Here is a 26791-nt window from a genome sequence, read left to right as displayed (position 1 = left end):
ATTGGCTGGGCCAATTTTACAAACGATGTGACCTGCAAGGAGCGCAGACTCAGCACAGCATCGTGGTGGCCCGATGGAGACCTGCATGAGCATCTGGCAACAAAATTACGATCCGGCCGGTAATATCTGGCTCTCAAGCTTTATCGCATCGCTACCGATTCTGTTTTTCTTTTTTGCCCTGATAAAGCTCAAGCTCAAAGGGTACGTTGCCGCTACCTGGACCGTCGCGATTGCGCTGTCGGTGGCGCTGCTGTTCTATAAAATGCCGGTCGATCGCGCGCTGACCTCGGTGGTTTACGGCTTCTTCTACGGCCTGTGGCCTATCGCCTGGATTATTATTGCCGCCGTATTCGTCTACAAAATTTCGGTGAAGACCGGGCAGTTCGAGATTATCCGCTCGTCCATTCTCTCCATTACCCCCGACCAGCGCCTGCAGATGCTGATCGTCGGCTTCTCCTTCGGCGCCTTCCTTGAAGGGGCGGCGGGCTTTGGTGCCCCGGTGGCGATTACCGCCGCGCTGCTGGTGGGCCTCGGCTTTAATCCTCTGTACGCCGCGGGCCTGTGCCTGATCGTTAACACCGCGCCGGTCGCTTTCGGGGCGATGGGGATCCCCATTCTGGTCGCCGGCCAGGTCACCGGTATCGACAGCTTCGCCATCGGCCAGATGGTCGGACGCCAGCTGCCGTTCCTGACGATCATCGTGCTGTTCTGGATTATGGCGATTATGGACGGCTGGCGCGGCGTCAAAGAGACCTGGCCTGCGGTCATGGTCGCCGGCGGCTCCTTTGCGATTGCGCAATACCTCAGCTCAAACTTCCTTGGCCCGGAGCTGCCGGATATCATCTCCTCGCTGGTGTCGCTGGTCTGTCTGACCCTGTTCCTCAAGCGCTGGCAGCCGGTGCGCATCTTCCGCTTTGGCGATATGGGCGCCGCGCAGGTCGATCAAACCCTGGCGCGCACGCATTACACCGCCGGACAGATCGTTCGCGCCTGGTCGCCGTTCCTGTTCCTGACCGCCACCGTCACGCTGTGGAGCATCCCGCCGTTCAAGGCCCTGTTTGCGCCGGGCGGGGCAATGTATGACTTCGTGATTAATATCTCCGTGCCGTTCCTCGATAAGATGGTCGCGCGCATGCCGCCGGTGGTCAGCGCCGCGACGCCTTACGCCGCGGTGTATAAATTCGACTGGCTGTCGGCGACCGGTACCGCCATTCTGTTCGCGGCGATACTTTCCGTGGTCTGGCTGCGCATGAAGCCGAAAGATGCGCTGATCACCTTTGGCAGCACGCTCAAGGAGCTGGCGCTGCCGATTTACTCCATCGGCATGGTTCTGGCGTTCGCGTTTATCTCCAACTACTCAGGACTGTCGTCGACGCTGGCGCTCGCCCTGGCGCATACCGGCCACGCGTTTACCTTCTTCTCGCCGTTCCTCGGCTGGCTGGGGGTGTTCCTGACCGGTTCAGATACCTCGTCGAACGCGCTGTTCGCCGCGTTGCAGGCCACTGCGGCCCAGCAAATTGGCGTTTCCGATATCCTGTTGGTTGCCGCCAACACCACCGGCGGAGTCACCGGGAAGATGATCTCCCCGCAGTCCATCGCCATCGCCTGTGCGGCGGTAGGCCTGGTGGGCAGGGAGTCCGATCTGTTCCGCTTTACCGTCAAACATAGCCTGATCTTTACCTGCATGGTCGGCGTCATCACCACGCTGCAGGCCTACGTCTTAACCTGGATGATCCCGTGATAGTGATGCCAAAGCGCCTCGCCGATGACGTAGCCCAGCGCGTGCGGGAGCTGATTGAAGAACAAAACCTCGAGGCGGGCATGCGACTGCCCGCCGAAAGGCAGCTGGCCGCCCAGCTCGGCGTGTCGCGTAACTCGCTGCGCGAGGCGCTGGCGATGCTGGTTAACGAAGGGCTCCTGCTGAGCCGGCGCGGCGGCGGAACCTTTGTCCGCTGGCAGCACGAGGCGTGGTCGGAACAGAATATCGTGCAGCCGCTGAAAACGCTGCTCGCCGACGACCCCGACTACAGTTTTGATATTCTCGAAGCCCGCCACGCCATTGAGGCCAGCACCGCCTGGCATGCCGCGATGCGGGCAACCGATGCTGAAAAAGAGAAAATCCGCCTGTGCTTTGAAGCCACCCAGAGTGAAGACCCGGATCTGGCCTCCCAGGCCGACGTCCGCTTCCACCTGGCGATTGCCGAGGCGTCGCACAACGTGGTGCTGCTGCAAACCATGCGCGGCTTTTTCGACCTTCTGCAGTCGTCGGTCAAGGAGAGCCGCCAGCGGATGTACCTTGTGCCGCCGGTTTTCGCCCGCCTGACCGAGCAGCACCAGGCCGTGATGGACGCTATTTTTGCCGCTGACGCCGAGGGCGCGCGGCAGGCGATGATGGCCCATTTGGGCTTCGTGCACGCCACGATTAAACATTTTGATGAAGACCAGGCCCGCCAGGCGCGCATTACCCGCCTGCCCGGTGACCACAATGAAAATTCCAGGGAGAACTCGTGATGATTATTTCAGCCGCCAGCGACTACCGCGCCGCCGCCCAGCGTATCCTGCCGCCGTTCCTGTTCCACTATATCGACGGCGGTGCCTACGCCGAGCACACGCTGCGTCGCAACGTTGAGGACCTCTCCGACGTGGCGCTGCGCCAGCGGGTGCTGAAAAATATGTCGGACCTGAGCCTGGAAACCACGCTGTTCAAAGAGAAGCTCTCCATGCCGGTGGCGCTGGCGCCGGTCGGGCTGTGCGGAATGTACGCCCGTCGCGGCGAAGTGCAGGCGGCGGGTGCGGCGGATGATAAAGGCATTCCCTTTACCCTTTCTACCGTTTCCGTGTGCCCGATTGAAGAGGTTGCCCCGACCATCAAGCGGCCGATGTGGTTCCAGCTGTACGTCCTGCGCGATCGCGGCTTTATGCGCAACGCGCTGGAGCGCGCGAAGGCTGCGGGCTGCTCCACGCTGGTCTTTACCGTTGATATGCCGACGCCGGGGGCCCGCTACCGCGACGCTCATTCCGGAATGAGCGGCCCAAATGCGGCGATGCGCCGCTACTGGCAGGCTATGACCCACCCGCAGTGGGCATGGGACGTTGGCCTAAACGGCCGCCCGCACGACCTCGGCAATATCTCCGCCTATCTCGGTAAACCGACCGGCCTTGAGGACTATATCGGCTGGCTGGCCAACAACTTCGATCCGTCAATTTCATGGAAAGACCTGGAGTGGATCCGCGAATTCTGGGACGGCCCGATGGTGATCAAGGGGATCCTCGATCCGCAGGATGCGCGCGATGCGGTGCGCTTTGGCGCCGACGGGATCGTGGTTTCTAACCACGGTGGCCGCCAGCTCGACGGCGTTCTCTCCTCCGCCCGCGCGCTGCCCGCCATCGCCGACGCGGTGAAGGGCGATATCGCTATTCTTGCCGACAGCGGGATTCGCAACGGTCTCGACGTGGTGCGGATGATTGCGCTGGGCGCCGACAGCGTGCTGCTCGGCCGCGCCTATCTGTACGCCCTGGCGACGCACGGCAAGCAGGGGGTCGCGAATTTGCTGAACCTGATTGAGAAAGAGATGAAGGTGGCGATGACCCTGACCGGAACCAAAACCATCGGCGAAATCAGCCGCGATTCGCTGGTGCAAAACGCCGAAGCGCTGCAGACCTTCAGCGCGCTCAAGCCGGGTAACGCCGCGTAATCCGCCCGCCCGGCGCTCTCCCGCAGGGATGAGGGCCGGGGAAATATCTGCTATTCTGCCCTCGCCATCAAGAGCCTAATGAGACAGGGCAGCATGCTGAACATTGTACTATTCGAACCAGAGATCCCGCCGAACACCGGCAATATTATCCGCCTGTGCGCCAACACCGGCTTTAGCCTGCATATCATCGAGCCGATGGGCTTCGCCTGGGACGATAAGCGTCTGCGCCGGGCCGGACTGGATTACCACGAGTTTACCGCCGTTCAGCGACATCGCGACTATGCGGCGTTTGTCGACAGCGCCAGGCCGCAGCGCCTGTTTGCGCTGACCACCAAAGGCACGCCCGCCCACAGCGCGGTGAGCTATCAGGACGGTGATTTTTTGCTGTTTGGCCCGGAAACGCGCGGTCTGCCGGCCAGCATTCTTGATGCCCTGCCGGCGCAGCAGAAAATCCGTATTCCGATGATGCCGGACAGCCGCAGCATGAACCTGTCAAACGCGGTGTCGGTGGTGGTGTATGAAGCCTGGCGCCAGCTGGGGTATCCGGGCGCGGTGCTGCGTAGCTAAGCTGAGCCATTCCCCGACTGCGGTGCGCTGCGCTTTATGCGGGTTAAGTAGCCGGCCCGCAATGCCCGGCGCTATCGGCGCAGTCAGATTGAAAGGGGCCGCCCATCACCGCCGCGTGCACGCAGCGCGTAAGGATGGCGAGCACCGCCCGGGTTCAGGCGGGCAGCTAAGATAGCCTGACGCTAGATCCCGTCGCCGTACTCAAACGTATGGTGGATGCCGTTAAAGTGCTGATCCATATCCATCGCCGGCTTATCGCTCTCCGGCTTGCCGACGATGCGCGCCGGAACGCCGGCGGCGGTGGTATGCGGCGGAACGGGCTGCAGCACGACGGAACCGGCGCCGATTTTGGCCCCGCGTCCCACTTCGATATTGCCGAGGATCTTGGCTCCGGCGCCAATCATCACGCCTTCGCGGATTTTCGGATGGCGATCGCCGCTGGTTTTACCGGTACCGCCAAGGGTAACGGATTGCAGAATTGAGACGTCGTTCTCGATCACCGCCGTTTCGCCAACCACAATGCCGGTGGCGTGGTCGAGCATGATCCCACGGCCAATATTCGCCGCCGGGTGGATATCGACCTGGAAGGAGACTGAGACCTGGTTTTGCAGGAAAATGGCCAGCGCACGCCGGCCCTGATTCCACAGCCAGTGCCCGATACGGTAGGCCTGCAGCGCGTGGAATCCTTTGAGGTACAGCAGCGGCGTGGAGTATTTATCGACCGCCGGGTCGCGGGTACGCACGGCCTGAATATCACAGGCGGCGGCGGCGATCATTTCCGGGTCGGCGGCATAGGCCTCTTCCACCACTTCACGAATCGCGATGGCGGGCATAATCGGCGAGGCCAGCTTGTTCGCCAGCATATAGCTCAGGGCGCTGCCGAGGTTTTCGTGCTTAAGCAGCGTGGCGTGGTAGAAACTGGCAAGCATCGGCTCACAGTCAGCTAAAGCCCGGGCTTCGGCTTTAATATTATTCCAGACGATATCCAGTTCTTCACACGGCATTGCTGACTCCAGGCGATAGCATAATGACCGGCCAGTTCTATGCTGACCGGGTCATCGAGGTGACAAAGGTTCCTTTAAGGCTAATTGCTGCGCTCGTCCTTGCGTGCGCGACCTAATAGGGTCAATGCTGCCTCGCGCGCAATTTTTCCGCAATACAATACCTGATAAATTTCCTCGGTTATTGGCATTTCGACACCTAAACGCTGTGCCAGAACGCGAACTTCCTTGGTATTGCGGTAGCCTTCAACCACCTGACCAATCTTATCCTGCGCGCTTTGTACATCCATGCCCTCACCGAGCATCATGCCGAAGCGACGGTTACGCGACTGGTTGTCGGTACAGGTCAGTACCAAATCGCCCAGACCCGCCATCCCCATAAAGGTTTCCGGATCGGCGCCCAGCGCCGCGCCCAGGCGAGACATCTCGACCAGACCACGGGTAATCAGCGCGGTACGCGCATTGGCGCCAAAGCCGATACCGTCGGACATCCCGGCTCCAATGGCGATAACGTTTTTCACCGCGCCGCCAAGCTGGACGCCAATAAAGTCCGGATTGATATAGACGCGGAAGCTTTTACCGCAGTGCAGCAGGTGCTGAAGATCGTCGGCAAACTGCGGATCCGTCGCGGCCAGGGAGATGGCCGTCGGCAGCCCTGCGGCCAGCTCTTTCGCAAAGGTTGGGCCGGAGATCACCGCCAGCGGAATATCTTCCCCCAGCGCTTCCCGCGCGACGTCCTGCAGCAGGCGACCGGTTTCAGCTTCGAGACCCTTCGTCGCCCACACCAGGCGCGCATCGGCACGCATCAGCGGCTTAATCTGGCGCAGAACCTGACCAAATACGTGGCTCGGAACGACAACCAGAATATCGCGACTGGCGGCCAGGGCGGTCGACAGATCGCTCTCCAGATGCAGCGTATCGGGGAAGGAGACGTCGGGAAGAAAAGCGGCGTTGCAGCGATCGTTTTGCAGCGTCGCGATGTGCTTAGGGTCATGGCCCCAGAGCACAACGTGATGGCCATTTCTTGCCAGGGTGATGGCAAGAGCGGTGCCGTAAGAGCCGGCACCGATCACAGTCATTGCAGCATTAAGTTCGTTCATCAGGCATCCTGATGTTGTTCGGCACCTTCGCCAGCCTGCTGCTGCAGATAGTTCATGAACAGCGCATCGAAGTTCACTGGCGCAAGGTTCAGTTGCGGGAAGGTACCGCGAGAAACCAGGCTGGTAATGCACTCACGCGCATACGGGAACAGGATGTTCGGGCAGTATGCACCGAGGCAATGTGCCATCTGGTTGCCGTCAATGCCTTCGATGGAGAAAATGCCGCCCTGCTGTACTTCACACAGGAATGCGGTTTCTTCGCCCAGCGCGGCGGTTACGGTCACACGCAGCACCACTTCATAGACGCCTTCAGCCAGCTGGCTGGAAGCGGTATCCAGATCAAGTTTAACTTCCGGCTGCCAATCTTTCTGGAAAACTTGCGGAGCATTCGGCGCTTCGAAGGAGATATCCTTGGTATAAATACGCTGGATCTGGAAAGTCATTTCGGTGCTGTTTTGTTCTGACATAGTAAAACCCTTTCGTGTTGTCCTTAAATACGCCTACCCGGCCTGGGTGGACGCAAAATTAGCGCAGCAGGGGATCAAGTCCACCACGTGAATCAAGCGCATACAAGTCGTCACAGCCGCCAATGTGCTGTTCATCAATAAAAATCTGCGGAACCGTGGTCCGACCGCTGCGTTGGATCATCTCTTCACGCTTCGTCGCGTTGCCATCGATCGGCAGCTCGTTGAACGTCACGCCTTTGCTGTTCAACAGTGCTTTAGCACGCACGCAGAACGGGCAGGTCGCTTTGGTATAGATATCAATATTGGCCATGACTTCACTCCTGTTTTTACCCTGAGGATTTTAGGCCGCAGGCAAGGCGCTCCCCCAGCGGCTAGCCGCAAGGAGGGAACCCTGCTACGTCATAAAGGCGTGGGGTAAATTATTTGCCGCGTACCAGCGGAAGGTTTTCACCACTCCAGCCGGCAATGCCTTCTTTCAGTACAAAGACCTTCTCGAATCCGGCTTTATTCAGCGCGCTCGCTGGGTCTTGCGCCTGCATACCGGAACCGTCTACCACTATAATGGGTTGTGCTTTGTGCTTTTCCAACTCACCCACGTTATTTGCCTTGATATCGCTCGGCAGCAGGTTGAGGGAACCGGCAATGTGGCCTTTACGGAAATCGTCACGCTGACGCAGGTCGACCACGACCGCATCTTCTTTGTTGATCAGACGCGTCGCTTCACCACGGGTAATGACTTTAATTTTCGACGTCAGCCCTTTAAAGGTGGTGAACAGCACCGCACCCAGCAGCGCGATCCACGCGATGCTCAGGACGGGGTGACGGCCGACGAATTGCATAATTTCTTGCATGGGGGGTTACAACTCCCGACTAAGTGATAAAAAAACCAGGCAAGGAGTATACCTGTGCATTGCGGCAAATACAGCCAGTGAGCGTGATGTAATGCATTTTCTGCGGCACGCCACGAAAAAAATTCCCCCTTGCCGCTCCCCTGCGGCCTGGCCGCTCTCTTTCTTTGATCTTTTACGGTGATTTGATCGATTCAGCTGTAGTAAAATTACGCAAATTTTCTGTCTTTGAGCATGAGGTTGTCGCAATGTCGGTTTCTAAAAAACCTATGGTACTGGTCATTCTGGATGGCTATGGCTACCGTGAAGAGCAGCAGGATAACGCTATTTATAGCGCAAAAACCCCCGTTATGGACGCGCTGTGGGCGAAACGCCCTCATCTGCTGATTGATGCTTCAGGCCTCGAAGTGGGCCTGCCGGATCGCCAGATGGGCAACTCCGAAGTGGGCCACGTTAACCTTGGCGCCGGTCGTATCGTTTACCAGGACCTGACCCGTCTCGATGTTGAAATCAAAGAGCGGACGTTCTTTGCTAACCCGGTACTGACCGCGGCGGTAGACAAAGCGACGGCGGCGGGCAAAGCGGTTCACATCATGGGCCTGATGTCTCCCGGCGGCGTTCACAGCCACGAAGACCACATCATGGCGATGGTTGAGCTGGCAGCGGAGCGCGGCGCGGAAAAAATCTACCTGCACGCGTTCCTCGACGGCCGCGATACTCCGCCGCGCAGTGCGGAAAAAACGCTGGCGAAGTTCGAAGACAAATTTGCCGCCCTCGGTAAAGGCCGCGTGGCCTCTATTATCGGTCGCTACTACGCGATGGACCGCGACAACCGCTGGGATCGCGTCGAGCAGGCGTATAACCTGATGACCCTGGCGCAGGGCGAGTTCCAGGCCGATAGCGCCGTTGCCGGCCTGCAGGCCGCCTACGCCCGTGATGAAAACGACGAATTCGTTAAAGCCACCGCGATCCGCGCCGCCGGCCAGGCCGATGCGGCAATGGAAGACGGCGATGCGCTGATTTTCATGAACTTCCGCGCTGACCGCGCCCGTGAAATCACCCGCGCCTTCGTCAACGCTGATTTCGACGGCTTTGCGCGTAAGAAAACGGTTAAGCTCGATTTCGTGATGCTGACCGAATACGCCGCGGATATCAAAGTCGCCTGCGCCTACCCGCCGGCTTCTCTGGAAAACACCTTCGGCGAATGGATGGCCAAAAACGATAAAACGCAGTTGCGTATCTCCGAAACGGAAAAATACGCGCACGTCACCTTCTTCTTTAACGGCGGCGTCGAAGAGCCGTTTAAAGGCGAAGAGCGTATTTTGATCAACTCCCCGAAAGTCGCGACCTACGATCTGCAGCCGGAAATGAGCTCCGCCGAGCTGACTGAAAAACTGGTTGCGGCCATCAAAGGCGGCGAGTACGACACCATCATCTGCAACTATCCAAACGGCGATATGGTCGGCCACACCGGGGTCATGGAAGCGGCGATTAAAGCCGTTGAAACGCTGGATAACTGTGTGGAACAGGTGGTTAACGCAGTCGAAGCCGCTGGCGGCCAGCTGCTGATCACCGCCGATCACGGCAACGCTGAGCAGATGCGCGACCCTTCTACCGGACAGGCTCATACTGCCCACACCAACCTGCCGGTACCGCTGATCTACGTCGGTGATAAAACCGTGAAAGCGGCCGCAGATGGCAAACTTTCCGATATCGCGCCGACCATGCTGTCGCTGATGGGAATGGAAATCCCGCAAGAGATGACTGGCAAGCCGCTGTTCATCGTGGAATAATCCTTCCCCATGAGGGGAAAGGCGACTTATTCAAATACATGGATCGCAACCACGGTGCGATCCCTTCTTTACGCCAGCGCGTTTAGCGCTGGCGTATTGCTGTGCGCCGTACCTGCCCACGCGGACGATCGCGATCAGCTAAAATCCATTCAGGCCGATATTGCCGCTAAACAGCGTGCGATACAGCAGCAGCAGCAGCAGCGCTCTTCCCTGCTCGCTCAGCTAAAGAGCCAGGAAGAAGCCATCTCCGCCGCCGCCCGCAAGCTGCGCGAAACCCAGGCCACCTTGACCCAGCTGAACAAGCAGATTGACGAGATGAACGCCTCTATCGCCAAACTGGAGCGTCAGCGCGCCTCGCAGGAGCGCAACCTCTCCGCCCAGTTGGACGCCGCGTTTCGTCAGGGGCCGCACACCGGTATGCAGATGATCCTCAGCGGCGAAGAAGGCCAGCGCAACCAGCGTATCCAGGCCTACTACGGCTATCTCAACCAGGCCCGCCAGGAGACCATCGCGCAGCTGAAGCAAACGCGTGAAGAAGTCACCGCGCAAAAAGCCGAGCTGGAAGAGAAGCAGAGCCAGCAGCAAACGCTGGTCTACGAGCAGCGCGCGCAGCAGGCCAAGCTTGAGCAGGCGCGTAACGAGCGTAAAAAGACGCTTTCCAGCCTCGAATCCTCCATCCAGCAGGGGCAACAGCAGCTGGGCGAAATGCGGGCCAACGAATCGCGTCTGCGCGGTCGCGTTGCCCAGGCAGAAGCGGCGGCTAAGGCTCGCGCGGAGCGCGAAGCCCGCGAAGCGCAGGCGGTCCGCGATCGCCAGCAGGACGCCTCCCGCAAAGGCACCACCTACAAACCATCGGAAAGCGAACGTTCGCTGATATCCCGTACCGGCGGACTGGGTTCGCCGCGCGGCCAGGCCTACTGGCCGGTTCGCGGCACGCTGCTTCACCGCTATGGCGAACAGCTGCAAGGTGAACTACGTTGGAAGGGGATGGTTATCGCCGCGTCTGAAGGCACCGAGGTCAAAGCGATAGCCGATGGCCGAGTGATCCTCGCCGACTGGCTGCAGGGCTACGGCCTGGTGGTGGTCGTTGAGCACGGTAAAGGCGATATGAGCCTGTACGGCTATAATCAAAGCGCGCTGGTCAGCGTCGGGACTCAGGTCCGGGCGGGCCAGGCAATTGCCCTCGTCGGCAGCAGCGGCGGTCAAGGCCGTCCGTCGCTCTATTTCGAAATTCGTCGCCAGGGTCAGGCGGTCAATCCACAGCCGTGGTTGGGAAGATAAGTTTTGCTTCAATTTCGCAGAATTGCACTCGCGGTAGCCGGTACGCTGGCTTTCGCAGCGCCAGCTTTTGCTGGCAAACTCTCCATTGTTATTGACGACTTTGGCTATCGTCCACAGACGGAAAATCAGGTGCTGGCGCTGCCGGCCACCGTCTCCGTCGCCGTGTTACCCAATGCCCCGCACGCCCGTGAAATGGCGACCAAAGCGCACGGCCTCGGTCATGAGGTGCTCATTCACCTGCCGATGGCGCCGCTCAGCAAACAGCCGCTGGAAAAAGACACCCTGCGCCCGGATATGAGCAGCGCGGAGATCGAGCGCATCATCCGTGAAGCCTATGGCAAAGTGCCGTACGCCGTGGGGCTGAACAACCACATGGGCAGCGCAATGACCTCCAGCCTGTTCGGTATGCAAAAGGTGATGCAGGCGCTGGAACGCTACAATCTCTACTTCCTCGACAGCGTGACCATCGGCAATAGCCAGGCGATGCGTGCCGCGCAGGGTACCGGGGTGAAGGTGATTAAGCGCAAGGTGTTCCTCGACGATACGCAGAATGAAGCGGATATCCGCGTTCAGTTCAACCGGGCGATCGCCCTGGCGCGGCGTAACGGTTCGGCGATTGCTATCGGCCACCCGCACCCCACCACGGTGCGCGTGCTGCAGCAGATGGTCTATAACCTGCCGTCGGACATTACCCTCGTGCGCCCGAGCAGCCTGCTCAACGAGCCGCAGGTGGATACCTCCACGCCAAATACCGCGCCGCCGTCGCAGACCGTGCCGCCAACGAAGCCGCGTAATCCGTTCCGCGGCGTGAAGTACTGCAAGCCGAAGCATCCGCCTGAACCGGTGTACGCCAGCCGGGTCTTTAGCATCCTCAGCGAAAGCATTAGCCAGAGCGCGCTGGTGCAGTATTACCAGCTGAAATGGCAGGGCTGGGATACGCCGACGAACTAGAGAGAGCGGGAACCCGGGCGCTTTTCCGCCACGGGCTCCCGTTTATCCCCCTCGGCATACCAGGCTTTAAAATATTTCAGGAAGCTGTAGAAGGTGGCGTATAGCCCGGTCACCAGCCCTACCTTCCCACGACGCCACGCCCCGCTGAACAGATACCACTTAAAAAACGCACCAATCGCGCTGATAGCGGCACGGCTCAGCGACGGCCTGATCTTTTGGTACTTCACCAGCCGGGTGGTATAGCTATTGAGCTTATGAAAGACTTCATGCAGCGAGTAGAAGGTATCGTGACGCACGCGGCCGGGCAGCCTGATTGAGCGGCTGTGGCCGACGACGCGATCGTCCACCGGGCGATCGTTAAAGGCCGCCACGGCGCGGTTGAATAAGCGGACCGGGTAATCCGGTGATGAAACGGGGTAAATGGTTCTGACCGCCTCCCCCAGAACATACCAGTAGCGCGGCAGACGCCAGGCGCAGTCAGGATCGATCTCCTCCCCGGCTTTGAACCTTAGAATGGCGGCAACCGCCTCGGCATCAAGGATTTCGTCACTGTCCATACACAGCACCCAGTCATGGCTGGCCAGCGCCGTGGCGTAGTTCATCTGCGCTCCGTGGGCAGTATAGGCGTGGTGATGAACCTGCAATCCGAACTGCCGGCAGATATCCAGCGTCGCATCCGTGCTGCCTGAATCAACGACAATACACTCGTCCGCCACTTCTAATAGCGGGGGCAAAACCTCCCGCAGCAGGCGGGCGGAATCACAGGTCAGCAGGCATACAGTGAGTTTAAGCATAGTGTTTATAAGGTTTAGCGGTGATTAAACAAAATGTATAAACGAACAGGCCGAAAATCGATTTAGAAATAGTGCTTTTACGATGAAGTACGCTTGAAATGTTATCCAAATCTAAATAAAAAAAAGCGCCCGCAGGCGCTCAGAATATGCGTTAGCAAAACGGGTATCGGTCTGCTAACGCGGCGGACAGCGGACCTTTAATCCCAGCTCAGAATCACTTTACCCGACTGGCCGGAGCGCATCGCGTCAAAGCCCTGCTGGAAATCATCAATACCGAAACGGTGGGTGATAATCGGCGACAGGTCTAAACCGGACTGGATCAGCGCCGCCATCTTGTACCAGGTTTCAAACATCTCGCGACCGTAAATCCCTTTGATGAACAGGCCCTTAAAGATGACTTTGGTCCAGTCGATGGACATATCGGATGGCGGAATACCGAGCATCGCAATACGGCCACCGTGGTTCATGGTGTCCAGCATGGTGCGGAACGCCGGCGGCGCGCCGGACATCTCCAGACCCACGTCGAACCCTTCGGTCATGCCCAGTTCGGCCATCACGTCGGCCAGGCTTTCCTGCGCAACGTTAACCGCGCGGGTGACGCCCATCTTACGCGCCAGGCCCAGACGGTATTCGTTGACGTCGGTGATCACCACGTTGCGCGCGCCGACGTGCTTAGCGACCGCCGCCGCCATGATGCCAATCGGGCCGGCGCCGGAAACCAGCACATCTTCGCCGACGAGGTCGAAGGAGAGCGCGGTGTGGACAGCGTTGCCAAAGGGGTCAAAAATCGACGCCAGATCGTCAGAAATGTTGTCAGGAATTTTGAAGGCATTGAAGGCCGGGATCACCAGATACTCGGCAAAACAGCCGGGACGGTTAACGCCAACCCCAATGGTGTTGCGGCACAGGTGAGTACGCCCGGCGCGACAGTTACGACAGTGGCCGCAGGTAATATGACCTTCGCCGGAAACGCGATCGCCCAGCTTAAAGCCGCGAACTTCCTGACCGATACCCACGACTTCACCGACGTATTCGTGCCCTACCACCATCGGCACCGGGATGGTCTTCTGCGACCACTCGTCCCAGTTATAGATGTGTACGTCGGTACCGCAAATTGCGGTCTTACGGATTTTAATCAGCAGATCGTTGTGGCCGACTTCCGGTTCCGGTACATCGGTCATCCAGATGCCTTCTTCCGCTTTCAGTTTGGATAACGCTTTCATCTCACACCCTCAGGCAATGACGCCCAGTTGTTTGCCGATGCGGGTAAAGGCTTCCACCGCACGTTCAATTTGTTCAGGGGTATGCGCCGCAGACATCTGGGTGCGAATACGCGCCTGGCCTTTTGGTACCACCGGATAGAAGAATCCGGTGACGTAAATACCTTCTTTCTGCAGCTCGCGGGCAAAATTCTGCGCCACGGTCGCTTCGCCGAGCATCACCGGAATGATGGCGTGATCGGCGCCCGCCAGGGTAAAGCCCGCAGCGGTCATTTTTTCGCGGAACAGGCGCGCGTTGGACCACAGGCGGTCGCGCAGTTCGCCGCCGGACTCCACCATCTCCAGCACTTTGATGGAGGCGGCGACGATCGCCGGGGCCAGCGAGTTGGAGAACAGATACGGGCGCGAGCGCTGGCGCAGCCACTCAACCACCTCTTTGCGCGCCGCGGTATAGCCGCCGGACGCGCCGCCCAGCGCCTTACCGAGGGTGCCGGTGATGATATCCACCCGGCCCATCACCTCGCAGTACTCGTGGGAGCCGCGGCCGTTTTCGCCGACAAAGCCGACGGCGTGGGAGTCGTCGACCATAACCAGCGCGTCGTATTTATCCGCGAGGTCGCAGACGCCTTTCAGGTTGGCAATCACGCCGTCCATGGAGAACACGCCGTCGGTGGCGATCAGCACATGCCGCGCGCCGGCCTCACGCGCCTCTTTCAGCCGCCCTTCCAGCTCCTGCATATCGTTGTTGGCGTAGCGGAAGCGCTTCGCTTTACACAGGCGCACGCCGTCGATGATCGACGCGTGGTTCAGGGCATCGGAGATAATGGCGTCCTCCGCGCCCAGCAGGGTTTCGAACAGGCCGCCGTTGGCGTCAAAGCAGGAGGAGTAGAGAATCGCATCTTCCATACCGAGGAACCCGGCCAGCTTCTTCTCAAGCGCTTTATGGCTGTCCTGGGTCCCGCAAATAAAGCGCACGGAGGCCATGCCGAAGCCGTGACTGTCCATACCGGCTTTCGCCGCGGCAATCAGCTCCGGATGGTTGGCGAGGCCGAGATAGTTATTGGCACAGAAGTTAATCACGCTGTTGCCGCCGACGGTGATATCCGCCTGCTGCGCCGATGTGATAATGCGTTCTTCTTTAAACAGCCCCTCCGCGCGAGCGGTATCCAGGCTATTGGTTAACTGTTGATAAAAATCACCACGCATTGCAACTCTCCAGATTCGGCAAAATTTGGCACATATTACCCAAAGCTATACGCTGATACGAGATGATGCATGCCTGAATGAATTATTTGCAGCATAAATCACGCTCGCCCAGCACCTTTTTTGCGAAGGGCTGAAGCCTTTCTCATGTGGTGATATGATAGAAGCATTCGTGTCCGGATTATCTCTGGACTCCATACTTCAAAGGTTACTGTTATGATCATCGTTACCGGCGGCGCAGGCTTTATCGGCAGCAATATCGTCAAAGCCCTGAATGACAAAGGCATTACCGACATTTTGGTCGTAGATAATCTGAAAGATGGCACCAAGTTTGTGAACCTGGTTGACCTGAACATCGCTGATTACATGGATAAAGAAGACTTCCTGATCCAGGTGATGGCGGGCGAAGAGTTCGGCGACGAAATTGAAGCGGTGTTCCATGAAGGCGCCTGCTCCTCCACCACGGAGTGGGACGGCAAGTACATGATGGACAACAACTATCAGTACTCCAAAGAGCTGCTTCACTACTGCCTGGAGCGCGAGATCCCGTTCCTGTACGCCTCTTCCGCAGCCACCTACGGCGGCCGTACCAGCAACTTTATCGAATCCCGCGAATACGAGCAGCCGCTCAACGTCTACGGCTACTCCAAGTTCCTGTTTGACGAATACGTACGCCAGATCCTGCCGGAAGTTGACTCGCAGATCGTCGGCTTCCGCTATTTCAACGTCTACGGGCCGCGCGAAGGCCATAAAGGCAGCATGGCAAGCGTGGCGTTCCACCTCAATACCCAGCTGAATAATGGCGAAAGTCCGAAACTGTTCGAAGGCAGCGATAGCTTCAAGCGCGACTTCGTCTACGTCGGCGACGTGGCGGCGGTCAACCTGTGGTTCTGGGAAAACGGCGCATCCGGTATTTTCAATCTCGGCACCGGCCGGGCAGAGTCCTTCCAGGCGGTAGCCGATGCCACCCTGGCATACCACCAGAAGGGCAGCATCGAATACATCCCGTTCCCGGACAAGCTGAAGGGCCGCTACCAGGCATTTACCCAGGCAGACCTCACTAACCTGCGCGCGGCGGGTTATGACAAACCGTTCAAGACCGTCGCCGAAGGCGTAACGGAATATATGGCCTGGCTCAACCGCGACAGCGATACAAATTCACAAAATCATTCGGGCAGCTAAGTGAATCTCCGGGAGCTTGCAACAGCAAGTGACCGGAGTGCACGCAGGTAGCCAACGCAGAGACCGTTTGAAGGATAAAGTGAATGAAAATACTGGTGATTGGCCCGTCATGGGTGGGCGACATGATGATGTCGCAAAGTCTCTATCGCACGCTCAAGGCGCGCTATCCCCAGGCAATCATCGACGTGATGGCGCCCGCGTGGTGCCGTCCGCTGCTGTCACGGATGCCGGAAGTCAACGAGGCGATTCCCATGCCGCTCGGCCACGGCGCGCTGGAGATCGGCGAACGGCGCAAGCTTGGGCACAGCCTGCGCGAGCGCCGCTACGATCGCGCCTACGTGCTGCCAAACTCGTTTAAATCGGCGCTGGTTCCCTTCTTCGCCAATATCCCGCACCGCACCGGCTGGCGCGGTGAGATGCGCTACGGCCTGCTGAACGACGCCAGAACGCTGGATAAAGACGCGTGGCCGCTGATGGTTGAGCGCTACGTGGCCTTAGCCTACGACAAAGGCGTGATGCGCTGCGCGAAAGATCTGCCGCAGCCGCTGCTCTGGCCGCAACTGCTGGTGCATGAAGGGGAGAAATCGCAGGTCTGCAGCGCCTTCAGTATTTCTGCCCATCGCCCCATTATCGGCTTCTGCCCCGGGGCCGAGTTCGGTCCAGCCAAGCGCTGGCCACACTACCACTACGCCGAACTGGCCAAACAGCTGATCGATGAAGGCTATCAGGTGCTGCTTTTTGGTTCGGCCAAGGACCATGAAGCGGGCAACGATATTCTGGCCGCTCTCAGCACGCAGCAGCAGGCATGGTGCCGTAACCTGGCCGGTGAAACCCAGCTTGAACAGGCGGTGGTGCTGATTGCCGCCTGCACGGCGGTTATCAGCAACGACTCCGGCCTGATGCACGTTGCCGCCGCGCTCAGCCGCCCGCTGGTTGCGCTGTATGGCCCAAGCAGCCCCGACTTTACGCCGCCGCTGTCGCATAAGGCGCGGACCATCCGCCTGATAAGCGGCTACCACAAGGTGCGTAAAGGAGATGCGGCAGAAGGGTATCATCAGAGCCTGATCGATATTACGCCGCAGCGCGTCCTGGAGGAGCTGAATCAGCTGCTGCAGAACGAAGCCGAAAAAGAGGAAGCGTAGCGGATGCGGGTACTGATCGTTAAAACCTCGTCCATGGGCGACGTCCTGCACTCGCTGCCCGCACTGACCGACGCCGCGCAGGCCTTCCCCGGAATTCGCTTCGACTGGGTGGTCGAGGAGGGCTTCGCCCAGATCCCCTCCTGGCACCAAAGCGTTGACCGCGTGATTCCGGTGGCCATTCGCCGCTGGCGCAAGGCCTGGTTTTCCGCACCGGTTAAGGCCGAGCGTAAAGCTTTCCGCCAGGCGCTGCGGGCGGAGAAGTACGACGCTATCATTGACGCCCAGGGGCTGGTGAAAAGCGCGGCGCTGGTGACCCGACTGGCGCACGGCGTGAAGCACGGCATGGACTGGCAGACGGCCCGCGAGCCGCTGGCAAGCCTGTTCTATAACCGCCGCCACCACATTGCTAAGCAGCAGCACGCCGTTGAGCGCACCCGCGAGCTGTTTGCCAAAAGCCTCGGCTACGCCAGGCCAGAATCCCAGGGCGACTACGCGATTGCCCGCCACTTTCTGCGTCAGGAAGAGGCCGCTGCCGCGCCCTATCTGGTCTTCCTGCACGCCACCACCCGCGATGATAAGCACTGGCCGGAAGAGAACTGGCGGGCACTTATCGCGCTGCTCGCCGACCGCGGCCTGCGGATTAAGCTGCCGTGGGGCGCCCCGCACGAAGAGGCGCGGGCCAAACGGCTGGCGCAGGGACATGATTTTGTCGAGGTGCTGCCGCGCATGAGCCTGGAGCAGGTCGCCCAGGTGCTGGCAGGCGCCCGCGGCGTGGTCTCCGTCGATACCGGCCTGAGTCATTTAACCGCCGCGCTCGATAAGCCTAATTTTACCCTCTACGGCCCGACCGATCCGGGTCTTATCGGCGGCTATGGGCAAAACCAGTACGTCGTGCGCCCGGAAAACGGCGGCGGCACGGGGGATATTAGCGCCTCACGGGTTCTGCAGCTGTTGACCTCCCAGGGAGTGGCCTGATGGGCTCCTTGTTTAAGCAAATCTATCGCTACACGCATCCGCGTGCCTTTCGCCATAATGAGAACCTGTGGCCGTGGGCAAAGATAACCCGCGCGCCTGGCGGTGAAATCCGCAGCCTGCAGTACAAAGGAAAAACGGTCCCGCTGGTCGATCTCAGCGAGATGAAGGACAGCATGCACGGCGAAGTGCTGCTGACCGCCACCGGCCCCTCCACCCGCAGCATCGATTTTTCGCTGCTGCCGAAAAGCATTCCGGTTATGGGGGTTAACGGTGCGTGGCACCTCTCTGACAGGATTAAATTTTCTATCTATACCATCGTCGATATGGAGTTTTACGATAGAAAACCGGACATCATCCGCGCCGTCATCAGCCAGCCCGATCTCGTGCTCTTTACCACCCTGCACGGTATCGCAAAAATCCTCGACCGCCACGGCGAAGCGCTGCGCTGCCGTTTGGCGTTAATTGAAGATGCCTGTTATAAAATTTATCGGCCTAAAGTCGCGAAAAATCAGGTTCGTCAGGCCTGGCAAGCGGTCGAGGCGATACGCTTCCACCCTCAGCGCGAGGATATTTGCTTTAGTACCGATATCCGGCACGGCATTTTTGATGCCGGAACCGTTGTCTACTGGGCGCTACAAATTCTGATGTGGTTGGGGTTCAAAACGATTCTAATAAGCGGACTGGATATGACTAATTTCAACCAGCCGCGATTCTACGAAACGGATCGGGATAAACTCCCTTCCTGGCTGGAAAATAAGGTGGATGACCTGGTCATGCCGTCCTTTTCGCACGCCGCTAACGTGCTGCAACAAAACCATATCCGGGTCGTCAACTTCTCTTTAGAAAGCGCGGTTCCGGAAACGATTTTCGAAAAGGTTTCTTTTGATGAGTACTTTAAAAATCAGTAACTACGCCAGGCAGGGTTACACCGTTGTCTTTCCTTTGTTTCTGTTTTTCAGCGCAATTTTTTGCATATCGACCCGAGCAAACAACCTTCTTCATCTCTCTATTTTGCTGTTTCTGCTGTCGCTGCTTAATAAAGACCATCGCCAGCAGCTGGCGGATAAGACGCGCCAGCAGTGGCCGGTTTATGCGCTGCTGCTGATATTCTTCGTCTACTATGCGCTGAGCAACATTTGGGGCCAGACGCCGCAGCATATCGACTCTCCCCTGACTCATGGGACGTATTTGCTGTTCTATCTGCTGCTGCTGACGACTCTGCTCGGCTCCCCGCAGACCCGACGTCTGGCGCTGATGAGCGTGGTTGCCGGCATCACGGTCATCTCCATCTGGACCATGGTCATCGACCATACTCTGGTCCTGACCGAACGCGCGGTGTCACCGGGTAACCCCGGCCCGACCAACGTTATCGACCTCGCGGGCTATTGCGGTATTGGTATTCTCATTTGCGCCATGCTGCTCAAAGAAAAAGGCAGCCACCTCCTGTATGTGCCGATGGCCATCATGCTGGTCATGATGGTTCTGACCCAAAGCCGGGGCCCGATTATCGCCCTGCTGGTGGCCTTTTTCTGCACCCTGCACCTGCATGTCTTTACGCGCCGCAACGTGTTGATCGTCGCTGCATTAGCGCTAATTTTAGGCCTGCTTTTCTTCTTCACGCCGGTGGGCGACCTGCTGCTGGCGCGCTTTGAAGAGCTCGGGACGCAGAGCGGGCTGCGCATCAGCATCTGGCGCCACACCCTCGAAGAGGTCTCCAGCCAGCCGTGGCTGGGACGCGGTTTTGACTACGACCTCGACTTTACGAACTACAGCGGCGAGCATATCACCACCACCCATAGCGTCTATCTCGGCTCGCTGCTGAAAGGCGGCATTATTGGCCTGCTGCTGCTGTTTGCGGTTATTGCCGGCGGGTTGTGGCGGGCGTGGAGTAAACGGCGGGAGGATAGCCGCTACGGGCTGGCGATTTTCGGCTACGCGCTGATTTTTATGGCCTCACAGGGGATGTTTATCATCAGCAATCCCCGGGAAACCTGGCCCCTGTTCTGGCTGCCGCTGGGCATTGCGCTGAGCAGTAGCCTGAAGGATAAGCGCTAAAAAAAGGGCCCTGGCGGGGCCCTTTTTTATGCCTGTCCGGCGGAAGCCACCAGGCTATCCGCCTGCACTTTGATAACCGGCCAGATGGCATCAATCGTCATATCGGCAACGTTAACTTCTTCGCAGACGACTTGCTTCGCCTTGTCATATCCCGGCGCCCAGATGGTGTATCCCGGCAGGCCGGTATCTTTGAGTTTGCGCTTGTTGTAGACCGCCACCATCGGCTTATCGAACGCCCTGGCGATATGGACGATCGCGGTATCCGCGGTGATAACAAGATCGCAGCAGCGAATCACCTCTACCGCTGAATTAATATTGCTATCAGGGAGATACAGCGCCGTATCCAGCTTCAGCTGGCGAATTTTTTCGCTATGCCCAACCATCACCACGCTCACTTTGTAAGGCAGAGCGTGCAGCCGCTCAATCAGATCCGCGACCTGGTGACGGCAAAAGTCCTTATCGACTGAGGCGGTGAAGGGGTTTATGGCGATACAAATTTCGCGGCCCTTTTCCTGCGCCAGTAAATGCTTCACTCTCTGCCGCTCGGCGGCATCGCCGGGGAGATGATAGTGGTAATGCTCGTTGACGATGCCAAATAGCCTGGCCACCTCTTTATAGCGGGCAGAAATATGGCGCTGGCTGTCGAAAAAGGCAATTGACCAATCGTAAAGCTTATATTCGTCTTTATTAAAACCGATATTGCAGCGGGCGCCTAAATCCGCGAGTAATTTAAAACGCTCGTAGGTTTTCACGTCATCAAAATCAACGACGGCGTCAAAACCTGCCGCGCGTAATTCATCCAGCGCCATCCGGGGTTGATACAAATAGACCCGCTCCAGGAAGTCTGCGCCGGTCAGCATTTGCCGGCATATCGGCCCGGTAAGCACGGAAACCTGATAGCCATGCTCGGACAGCAGCTTTGCGCAGCCTGTGGTCACCACCATATCGCCGACCTTGTCGTCCAGGCGTAAAAATAAAACGCGCTGAATCTGCGCAGGATTAAACGGCTGACGCTCGCGCTTATTTCTGTAACGATAGTTAATTAAATTAAATTTAATTTTGCGAAAGAAAGCGTTTTTCTTCCGCGTCAGCTGTTTAAACATACCCATACGATCCCTGCTTATGGCTTTTTAGCGCGATGCTTGTTTGTGTTGGTAGTACTCCGCCAACGTCATCCCTTTGACCTGCGGCGCCAGCCAGTTGAAGAAGCTTTCGAGGTCCGCATACAAACGTTCGATATCCTGCTCGTTTTTAAACGTCGGGCTGCCGCCGGGCATGTACTCAGAAGAGTGGAGCATATATTCGACGTAGTCGCTGCCCTGAGTCAACGTTTGTTCGACGACCTTTTTCATCGTCTCAACGTTACCGCCCATCGGCCGCAGCCAGTGAACCGACGGCGAGCGCACCTTGCCGCGCAGGCGGTCATAGCCCTGCTTAATGCCGTTCATCAGGGCGCTGTGTTTGTACTGGATGCTCATCGGCACCTCCAGCAGCGAAGAGCGTCCTTCCCGGCTGATGTCGTTCTCGTCGAGGAAATAAGCGTGCTGCGGGAAGCGGCGATAATCGGTGCCGCCATCGCCCTGCGGGGCGCCTTTCGCCGTTTTCCAGTTGACCCGGGGCGTCACCGAACAGTCGACCTGATAGCCATGCTCCACCAGCAGGCGCGCATAGCGCTCATCAAACGCCCAGCGTCCGGCGCGATGGCTGACCATTTTGGTCTGGAAGGTCTCTTCCAGCAGGCGGGTCATATAGGCGACCTTTTCACGCATCGCCGCATCGCTGTATTCGATAAGATAGGGCTTATGTCGCCAGTCATCGGCGGTCAGCGGGTCGGTCGGCGGGCTATTCCAGGCATGCAGGTGCATACCGATTTCGGCGGTGCCGCGGGCAATCACATCTTTAGCGAATTCGATATAGAATGGATCTATCGCCATCTCGTAGTTGGTTAAATAGACCGGTTTAAAACCATACTTTTCGCAAAGCTGCTGAAAACGCGGTAAATAACGCGCATTCTCAGTGGTGATGCTGTCATGTTTTTGCCAGAGGTTATCACCCTCGGTATCAATCGTGATGAGAAATGCGGGATTGTGCACGAAAACGTCCTCAGACCATACGTATCGGGTCATGGTAGAGCAAGACAACGCTTCTCTCAATCTATCTGATCCCCTAGAATCGGAACCCTGATACTGAATGAAGAACAGAGAATGACGCCTGAAACCTGCTCTCCCGGTGCCGTGAACCCGGCGCGCATCCTGGTCATCAAGCTGCGCCATCACGGCGATATGCTGCTGATCACGCCGCTCGTTCACGCCCTCAAACGGCAGTATCCCGCGGCCAGCGTTGATGTGCTGCTTTATGAAGAGACCCGGGATATGCTCGCAGCGAACGCGGATGTTAACCAGATTTACGCGATTGACCGCCGCTGGAAAAAGCAGGGAACCGGCCATCAGCTCAAAATGGAGCTGCGGCTGATCCGCACGCTTCGCCAGCAGCGCTACGACATGGTGCTCAACCTTGCCGATCAGTGGCCGAGCGCCATTATTACCCGCTTAACCGGCGCCGCCACGCGCATCGGCTTTGATTTCCCGAAACGCCGCCATCCGGCCTGGCGCTTCTGCCATACCGCCCTGGCCTCTACCCAGCAGCATCAAAGCCTGCATACGGTGGAGCAGAACCTCTCCATTCTGGCCCCTCTCGGCCTGGCCGTTAACGACGCGCCGGCGCGCATGGGCTACAGCGAACAGGACTGGGAGAGCAGCCGCGCGCTGCTGCCGGCGGGGTTTGAGGGTAACTATATCGTCATTCAACCCACCTCCCGCTGGTTCTTTAAATGCTGGCGGGAAGAGCGGATGAGCGCGCTGATTAACGCGCTGTCGGCGGCGGGGCATGCCGTGGTGCTAACGTCGGGGCCCGATGAGAAAGAGAAGCGCATGGTAGAGACCATTATCGCCGGCTGCCCGGACGCCCGCCTGCACTCTCTTGCTGGCCAGTTGAGCCTGCGTCAGCTGGCGGCGGTCATCGGCCACGCCCGCTTATTTGTCGGCGTTGATTCCGTACCCATGCATATGGCTGCCGCCCTCGGCACGCCGCTGGTGGCGCTGTTCGGCCCGTCAAAGCTGACCTTCTGGCGCCCGTGGCAGGCGAAGGGCGAAGTCATCTGGGCCGGAGATTTTGGCCCTCTGCCCGACCCTGACGACATTGATACCGGAACAGAAGAGCGCTATCTCGATTTAATTCCCGCCGACGTGGTGATTGCGGCGGCTAAAAAGGTGCTGGCATGAGCAAATTCAGGCTCGCCCTGGTGCGGCAGAAATATCGCCCCGACGGCGGCGCGGAGCGTTTCGTTTCCCGCGCGCTGGAGGCCCTCGATAGCAGTAATCTTGAGCTGAACGTCATCACCCGTGAATGGCAGGGGCCGGTGAAGCCCGAGTGGAATATTCGCATCTGCAACCCGCGCAAATGGGGACGCATCAGCCGTGAACGCGGCTTTGCCGACGCCGCGCGCCGGCTGTGGCAGGCTGAAAATTTCGACCTGGTTCAGAGCCATGAGCGTATTCCGGGCTGCGATCTGTATCGCGCCGGCGACGGCGTCCATCGCCGCTGGCTGGAGCAGCGCTCGCGCATACTGCCCGGCTGGAAAAGCCGCCTGCTGTTTGCCGATCGCTACCACCGCTACGTCATGCAGGCTGAACGCGAGATGTATCACGACCCGCACCTGCGCGGAGTCATCTGCAACGCGGAGATGATTAAACAGGAAATTATTGCCGACTTCGGCCTGCCGGCGGAGAAGATCCGCGTTATCTACAACGCGATTGATAACCAGCGCTTCCTGCCGCCAACGGAAGAAGCCTTTATCACGCTGCGTGACCAATGGAACCTACCGCGCCAGGCAACCTGCCTGATCTACGTGGGCTCCGGCTTTGAGCGCAAGGGTCTGGAGGCGGCGATCCGCGCCATCGCCCCCACCGACCGCTACCTGCTGGTGGTGGGCAAGGATAAAGACCAGAGCCGCTATCAGGCGCTGGCTAAAACGCTGAACTGCGGGGAGCGGGTACGCTTCTTCGGCATGCAGTCAGAAACCCTGCCCTTCTACCAGATGGCCGACGGGCTGCTGCTGCCCACGCTGTACGATCCGTTCCCTAACGTTATCCTTGAAGCGATGGCCTGCGGCCTGCCGGTGATTACCACCACCGGATGCGGCGGATCGGAGTTTATTATTGAGGGCAGCAACGGTTTCGTTTGCGACGCGCTGGATATTCCGGCGCTGCAGCAGGCGGTGGCCGCGCTCCCCGCCCGCGCCTTAGGTTCGGCGGAAGGCATCCGGGCGCGCGAACGCATTATGACCTGCACCAGCGAGCGACTCTCAGCGCAGCTGCTCTCTTTCTATCAGGACCTGGTAAAATAGCTATGCGCATACTGTTTGTCATCGACGGCCTGCCCGGCGGCGGAGCGGAAAAAGTGGTGCTCACGCTGGCGGAACATTTTTTGCGCCAGGGAGAGCGCGTCTCGCTGTTTTCACTGCGCGACGTTTGCGACTACCCGCTGCCAGAAGGGCTGGATTACCGCGTGATTAGCGACCGCTGCCGAAAGCCGTGGCGCAAGCTGACCGAGCTGTCGCGCCGCGCGGGCCAGCTTGATGCGGCCATCGCCGAGTCTGAGCAGCAGGGCAATTTCGATCTGGTGCTCTCCAATCTGCATAAAACTGACCGCATCGTCGCCCGCAGCCGCGCGCTCGCACAGCGTAACGTCTGGTTCTGCCTGCACGGCGTCTTCTCTACCTCCTATCTTGGCCACCGTACCGGTTTCGATCGCTGGATGAAGCAGCAGAAAATCAAGCGCGTCTATCAGGGACGCAACGTGGTGACCGTCTCCGATGCGGTCGGCGAGGATCTGGTCAGCCAGTTCGCCATTCGCCCGGCGCAGCTGAAAACGATTTATAATCCGTTTGATATCGCCGCCCTGCGGGCCGGCGCGGAGCTACCGGGCGAGCAGCCTGCCGGGGACTATATTATCCACGTCGGGCGTTTTCACCCCGGCAAGCGCCACGATCGGCTGATTGAGGCCTATGCCCAAAGCGGTATCCAGGCGCCGCTGGTGCTGCTGGGACAGGGCAAGCAGGAGCAGCGCCTGCGCCAGCTGGCAGAGCGGCTGCAGGTCGGCGATCGCGTGCTGTTTAAAGGCTTCCATAAAAACCCGCTGCCGTGGATTAAACACGCCAGGATGCTGGTGCTCAGCTCGGATAGCGAAGGCTTTGGCAACGTTATCGTAGAGGCGCTGCTGCTGAACACGCCGGTTGCCAGCACCCGCTGCCCGGGCGGCGTGACGGAGATCCTTACCGGCGAATTAGCCCGCGGCCTCGCCGATCTCAACGGCCCGGCGCTGGCTCAGACGATGCAAAGCATTTACCATAACCCGCCTGTCATCGAACAATCCGCGCTGGAAAAGTTCAGCGTCGATACGATTTGTCAGCAGTACCGTCAGCTGCGCCGCGCCTGACGCCGTTATTTAACCAGGATCGAACGATTTATGAGTCAAACGCCTTTACTGAGCATCGTGGCCGCCGTCTACAACGGCGAAAAATTCCTTGCGCAGTTCTTTGAATGCCTTGAGCAACAGCAGCTGGAAAGCTATGAACTGATTCTGGTGAACGACGGCTCGACGGACGGCAGCCTCGCGGTTATCGATGCGTGGAAAGCGCGGCTACAAAACGTCAGGGTGCTGGAGCAGGAAAACCAGGGCGTCTCGGTCGCGCGCAACACCGGCCTGGCGGTAGCCAGCGGTAAATACCTGGCCTTCCCGGATATCGACGATAAGCTCTATCCCGGCATGTACCGCACGCTGCTGGCGATGGCGGAGCAGGGCAATCTCGATATCGCCACCTGCAACGGCCGCTACGTCTACGAGAGCAAAAATGATATCCACCCGATCCTCCCTCCGGATCGGCTGCCGTCTACCGGCGTGCTGCCGGGCCACGTGTGGCTAAAACAGGCGCTGGATTCGCGTAAGTTCCTGCACGTGACCTGGCTGAACATCTATCGCCGCGAATTTATCATGCAGCATCGTTTTCACTTTGAGCCGGGCCTGCGCCATCAGGATATTCCCTGGACCACCGAGGCGCTGCTGGCGGCCGAGCGCGTGCAGTACACCAGCGAGCAGTTTTACGATTACTATATCCATTCAGAATCGGTATCGCACAAGCCGGATAACGACGACACGCTGATGCGCTCTGCCCGCCACTACATGAAGATTCTTGAGATGCTCGACGCCATTAACCAACGCTATCCGGATAAGGTGCGCCATATTTCCGCCTGCCGCTGGCAGATTGCGAAAGAGGGGCTGGGAATTATTCATACCTTCGATAGCATGAAAGATGAATCAAAAAAGCATATTATCATTAAAGAGTTCTTCGACCGCGGCATCTGGCACCTGATCTGGAAAAATGCCGGAACGTTCCGCTTACGCTGGCGCCTTGGGCGGCGCTACCTGCGTATTAAGCGCTATCGCAACGCGGCCTGAC

At 58.7% G+C, this 26791-nt stretch carries 26 protein-coding genes; 16 read left to right on the top strand and 10 right to left on the bottom strand.

Features of this window, described 5'->3' with window-relative positions; translation table 11 throughout:
- Positions 1-85: 85 nt before the first annotated feature.
- From lldP to trmL, 4 genes are all read left to right on the top strand, one after another.
- Positions 86-1741 carry an L-lactate permease gene (gene lldP, locus M2416_RS15945; RefSeq protein ID WP_041147484.1) on the top strand — a complete coding sequence of 552 codons (1656 nt, stop codon included), beginning with the start codon at positions 86-88 and terminating at the stop codon, positions 1739-1741.
- A complete protein-coding gene (gene lldR, locus M2416_RS15940; protein WP_041143196.1) occupies positions 1738-2511 on the top strand; it encodes a transcriptional regulator LldR in 774 nt (257 codons plus the stop codon). The genes lldP and lldR overlap by 4 nt, the downstream gene beginning before the upstream one ends.
- A complete protein-coding gene (gene lldD, locus M2416_RS15935; protein WP_041143197.1) occupies positions 2511-3695 on the top strand; it encodes an FMN-dependent L-lactate dehydrogenase LldD in 1185 nt (394 codons plus the stop codon). The genes lldR and lldD overlap by 1 nt, the downstream gene beginning before the upstream one ends.
- Positions 3696-3788: 93 nt before the next feature.
- On the top strand, positions 3789-4262 hold the full coding sequence (gene trmL, locus M2416_RS15930) for a tRNA (uridine(34)/cytosine(34)/5-carboxymethylaminomethyluridine(34)-2'-O)-methyltransferase TrmL (RefSeq protein ID WP_041143198.1): 474 nt from the start codon (positions 3789-3791) through the stop codon (positions 4260-4262).
- Positions 4263-4444: 182 nt separating this feature from the next.
- Here trmL and cysE read toward each other — a convergent pair whose 3' ends face one another.
- The 5 genes from cysE to M2416_RS15905 form a co-directional block, all read right to left on the bottom strand.
- The gene (gene cysE / locus M2416_RS15925) at positions 4445-5266 is read right to left on the bottom strand and encodes a serine O-acetyltransferase (RefSeq protein WP_041143199.1); all 822 of its coding nucleotides are present in this window, start codon (positions 5264-5266) and stop codon (positions 4445-4447) included.
- Positions 5267-5346: 80 nt separating this feature from the next.
- A complete protein-coding gene (gene gpsA / locus M2416_RS15920; protein WP_041143200.1) occupies positions 5347-6363 on the bottom strand; it encodes an NAD(P)H-dependent glycerol-3-phosphate dehydrogenase in 1017 nt (338 codons plus the stop codon).
- Complete coding sequence (gene secB / locus M2416_RS15915) at positions 6363-6830, bottom strand: protein-export chaperone SecB (RefSeq protein ID WP_041143201.1); 468 nt, start codon at positions 6828-6830, stop codon at positions 6363-6365. Before secB ends, gpsA begins: the two co-directional genes overlap by 1 nt.
- A 58-nt stretch (positions 6831-6888) precedes the next feature.
- Positions 6889-7140: a glutaredoxin 3 gene (gene grxC, locus M2416_RS15910; RefSeq protein WP_041143202.1), complete on the bottom strand. Its 252-nt coding sequence runs from the start codon at positions 7138-7140 to the stop codon at positions 6889-6891.
- A 109-nt stretch (positions 7141-7249) separates the two neighbouring features.
- Complete coding sequence (locus M2416_RS15905; RefSeq protein ID WP_076946268.1) at positions 7250-7681, bottom strand: rhodanese-like domain-containing protein; 432 nt, start codon at positions 7679-7681, stop codon at positions 7250-7252.
- A 245-nt stretch (positions 7682-7926) separates the two neighbouring features.
- Between M2416_RS15905 and gpmM the strand changes: the two genes are divergently transcribed.
- Genes gpmM through M2416_RS15890 form a run of 3 tightly spaced genes read left to right on the top strand, consistent with a single transcriptional unit; the run spans position 7927 to position 11703 of the window.
- The gene (gene gpmM / locus M2416_RS15900) at positions 7927-9471 is read left to right on the top strand and encodes a 2,3-bisphosphoglycerate-independent phosphoglycerate mutase (protein WP_259225658.1); all 1545 of its coding nucleotides are present in this window, start codon (positions 7927-7929) and stop codon (positions 9469-9471) included.
- A 9-nt stretch (positions 9472-9480) separates the two neighbouring features.
- On the top strand, positions 9481-10752 hold the full coding sequence (envC, locus tag M2416_RS15895) for a murein hydrolase activator EnvC (protein ID WP_259225657.1): 1272 nt from the start codon (positions 9481-9483) through the stop codon (positions 10750-10752).
- Positions 10753-10755: 3 nt separating this feature from the next.
- On the top strand, positions 10756-11703 hold the full coding sequence (locus M2416_RS15890) for a divergent polysaccharide deacetylase family protein (RefSeq protein ID WP_259225653.1): 948 nt from the start codon (positions 10756-10758) through the stop codon (positions 11701-11703).
- On the opposite strand, the gene M2416_RS15885 is transcribed toward M2416_RS15890, so the two are convergent.
- From M2416_RS15885 to kbl, 3 genes are all read right to left on the bottom strand, one after another.
- Positions 11700-12497, bottom strand: a complete 798-nt coding sequence (locus M2416_RS15885; protein WP_259225651.1) for a glycosyltransferase family 2 protein — start codon at positions 12495-12497, stop codon at positions 11700-11702. The two genes, M2416_RS15890 and M2416_RS15885, sit on opposite strands and share 4 nt — an antisense overlap.
- 197 nt (positions 12498-12694) lie before the next feature.
- Positions 12695-13720 (bottom strand): L-threonine 3-dehydrogenase, encoded by a 1026-nt coding sequence (gene tdh / locus M2416_RS15880; RefSeq protein ID WP_041143208.1) that lies wholly within the window; start codon positions 13718-13720, stop codon positions 12695-12697.
- 9 nt (positions 13721-13729) lie between these two features.
- Positions 13730-14923, bottom strand: a complete 1194-nt coding sequence (gene kbl / locus M2416_RS15875) for a glycine C-acetyltransferase (RefSeq protein ID WP_259225650.1) — start codon at positions 14921-14923, stop codon at positions 13730-13732.
- A 213-nt stretch (positions 14924-15136) separates the two neighbouring features.
- Between kbl and rfaD the strand changes: the two genes are divergently transcribed.
- From rfaD to M2416_RS15850, 5 genes are all read left to right on the top strand, one after another.
- The gene (gene rfaD / locus M2416_RS15870; RefSeq protein ID WP_041143210.1) at positions 15137-16102 is read left to right on the top strand and encodes an ADP-glyceromanno-heptose 6-epimerase; all 966 of its coding nucleotides are present in this window, start codon (positions 15137-15139) and stop codon (positions 16100-16102) included.
- 83 nt (positions 16103-16185) lie between these two features.
- A complete protein-coding gene (gene rfaF, locus M2416_RS15865; protein WP_259225649.1) occupies positions 16186-17244 on the top strand; it encodes an ADP-heptose--LPS heptosyltransferase RfaF in 1059 nt (352 codons plus the stop codon).
- 3 nt (positions 17245-17247) lie between these two features.
- Positions 17248-18219 carry a lipopolysaccharide heptosyltransferase RfaC gene (rfaC, locus tag M2416_RS15860; protein WP_259225646.1) on the top strand — a complete coding sequence of 324 codons (972 nt, stop codon included), beginning with the start codon at positions 17248-17250 and terminating at the stop codon, positions 18217-18219.
- Positions 18219-19127 (top strand): sugar glycosyltransferase, encoded by a 909-nt coding sequence (locus M2416_RS15855; RefSeq protein ID WP_076946276.1) that lies wholly within the window; start codon positions 18219-18221, stop codon positions 19125-19127. Before rfaC ends, M2416_RS15855 begins: the two co-directional genes overlap by 1 nt.
- Positions 19105-20274, top strand: coding sequence for an O-antigen ligase family protein (locus tag M2416_RS15850; RefSeq protein WP_076946277.1), 1170 nt, complete (start codon positions 19105-19107; stop codon positions 20272-20274). Before M2416_RS15855 ends, M2416_RS15850 begins: the two co-directional genes overlap by 23 nt.
- A gap of 26 nt (positions 20275-20300) precedes the next feature.
- Here M2416_RS15850 and M2416_RS15845 read toward each other — a convergent pair whose 3' ends face one another.
- Both M2416_RS15845 and M2416_RS15840 read right to left on the bottom strand, forming a co-directional pair.
- Entirely contained in the window at positions 20301-21383 is a 1083-nt protein-coding gene (locus tag M2416_RS15845; RefSeq protein WP_259225641.1) for a glycosyltransferase family 9 protein, read from the bottom strand.
- 21 nt (positions 21384-21404) lie between these two features.
- On the bottom strand, positions 21405-22367 hold the full coding sequence (locus M2416_RS15840) for a polysaccharide deacetylase family protein (protein WP_259225638.1): 963 nt from the start codon (positions 22365-22367) through the stop codon (positions 21405-21407).
- 111 nt (positions 22368-22478) lie between these two features.
- On the opposite strand from M2416_RS15840, the gene rfaQ reads away from it, so the two are divergent.
- Genes rfaQ through M2416_RS15820 form a run of 4 tightly spaced genes read left to right on the top strand, consistent with a single transcriptional unit; the run spans position 22479 to position 26790 of the window.
- A complete protein-coding gene (gene rfaQ / locus M2416_RS15835; protein WP_259225637.1) occupies positions 22479-23555 on the top strand; it encodes a putative lipopolysaccharide heptosyltransferase III in 1077 nt (358 codons plus the stop codon).
- The gene (locus M2416_RS15830; protein WP_259225636.1) at positions 23552-24679 is read left to right on the top strand and encodes a glycosyltransferase family 4 protein; all 1128 of its coding nucleotides are present in this window, start codon (positions 23552-23554) and stop codon (positions 24677-24679) included. The genes rfaQ and M2416_RS15830 overlap by 4 nt, the downstream gene beginning before the upstream one ends.
- A gap of 2 nt (positions 24680-24681) precedes the next feature.
- On the top strand, positions 24682-25770 hold the full coding sequence (locus M2416_RS15825) for a glycosyltransferase (RefSeq protein ID WP_259225635.1): 1089 nt from the start codon (positions 24682-24684) through the stop codon (positions 25768-25770).
- Positions 25771-25800: 30 nt separating this feature from the next.
- Positions 25801-26790 carry a glycosyltransferase gene (locus tag M2416_RS15820; RefSeq protein WP_076946283.1) on the top strand — a complete coding sequence of 330 codons (990 nt, stop codon included), beginning with the start codon at positions 25801-25803 and terminating at the stop codon, positions 26788-26790.
- Position 26791 lies beyond the last annotated feature (1 nt).

The sequence above is a fragment of the Klebsiella sp. BIGb0132 genome (genome assembly GCF_024810075.1).
GTDB classification, from domain to species: domain Bacteria; phylum Pseudomonadota; class Gammaproteobacteria; order Enterobacterales; family Enterobacteriaceae; genus Klebsiella; species Klebsiella terrigena.
The sequence above is the reverse complement of the archived record's forward strand: the minus strand, read 5'-3'. Positions and strand labels throughout refer to the sequence as shown.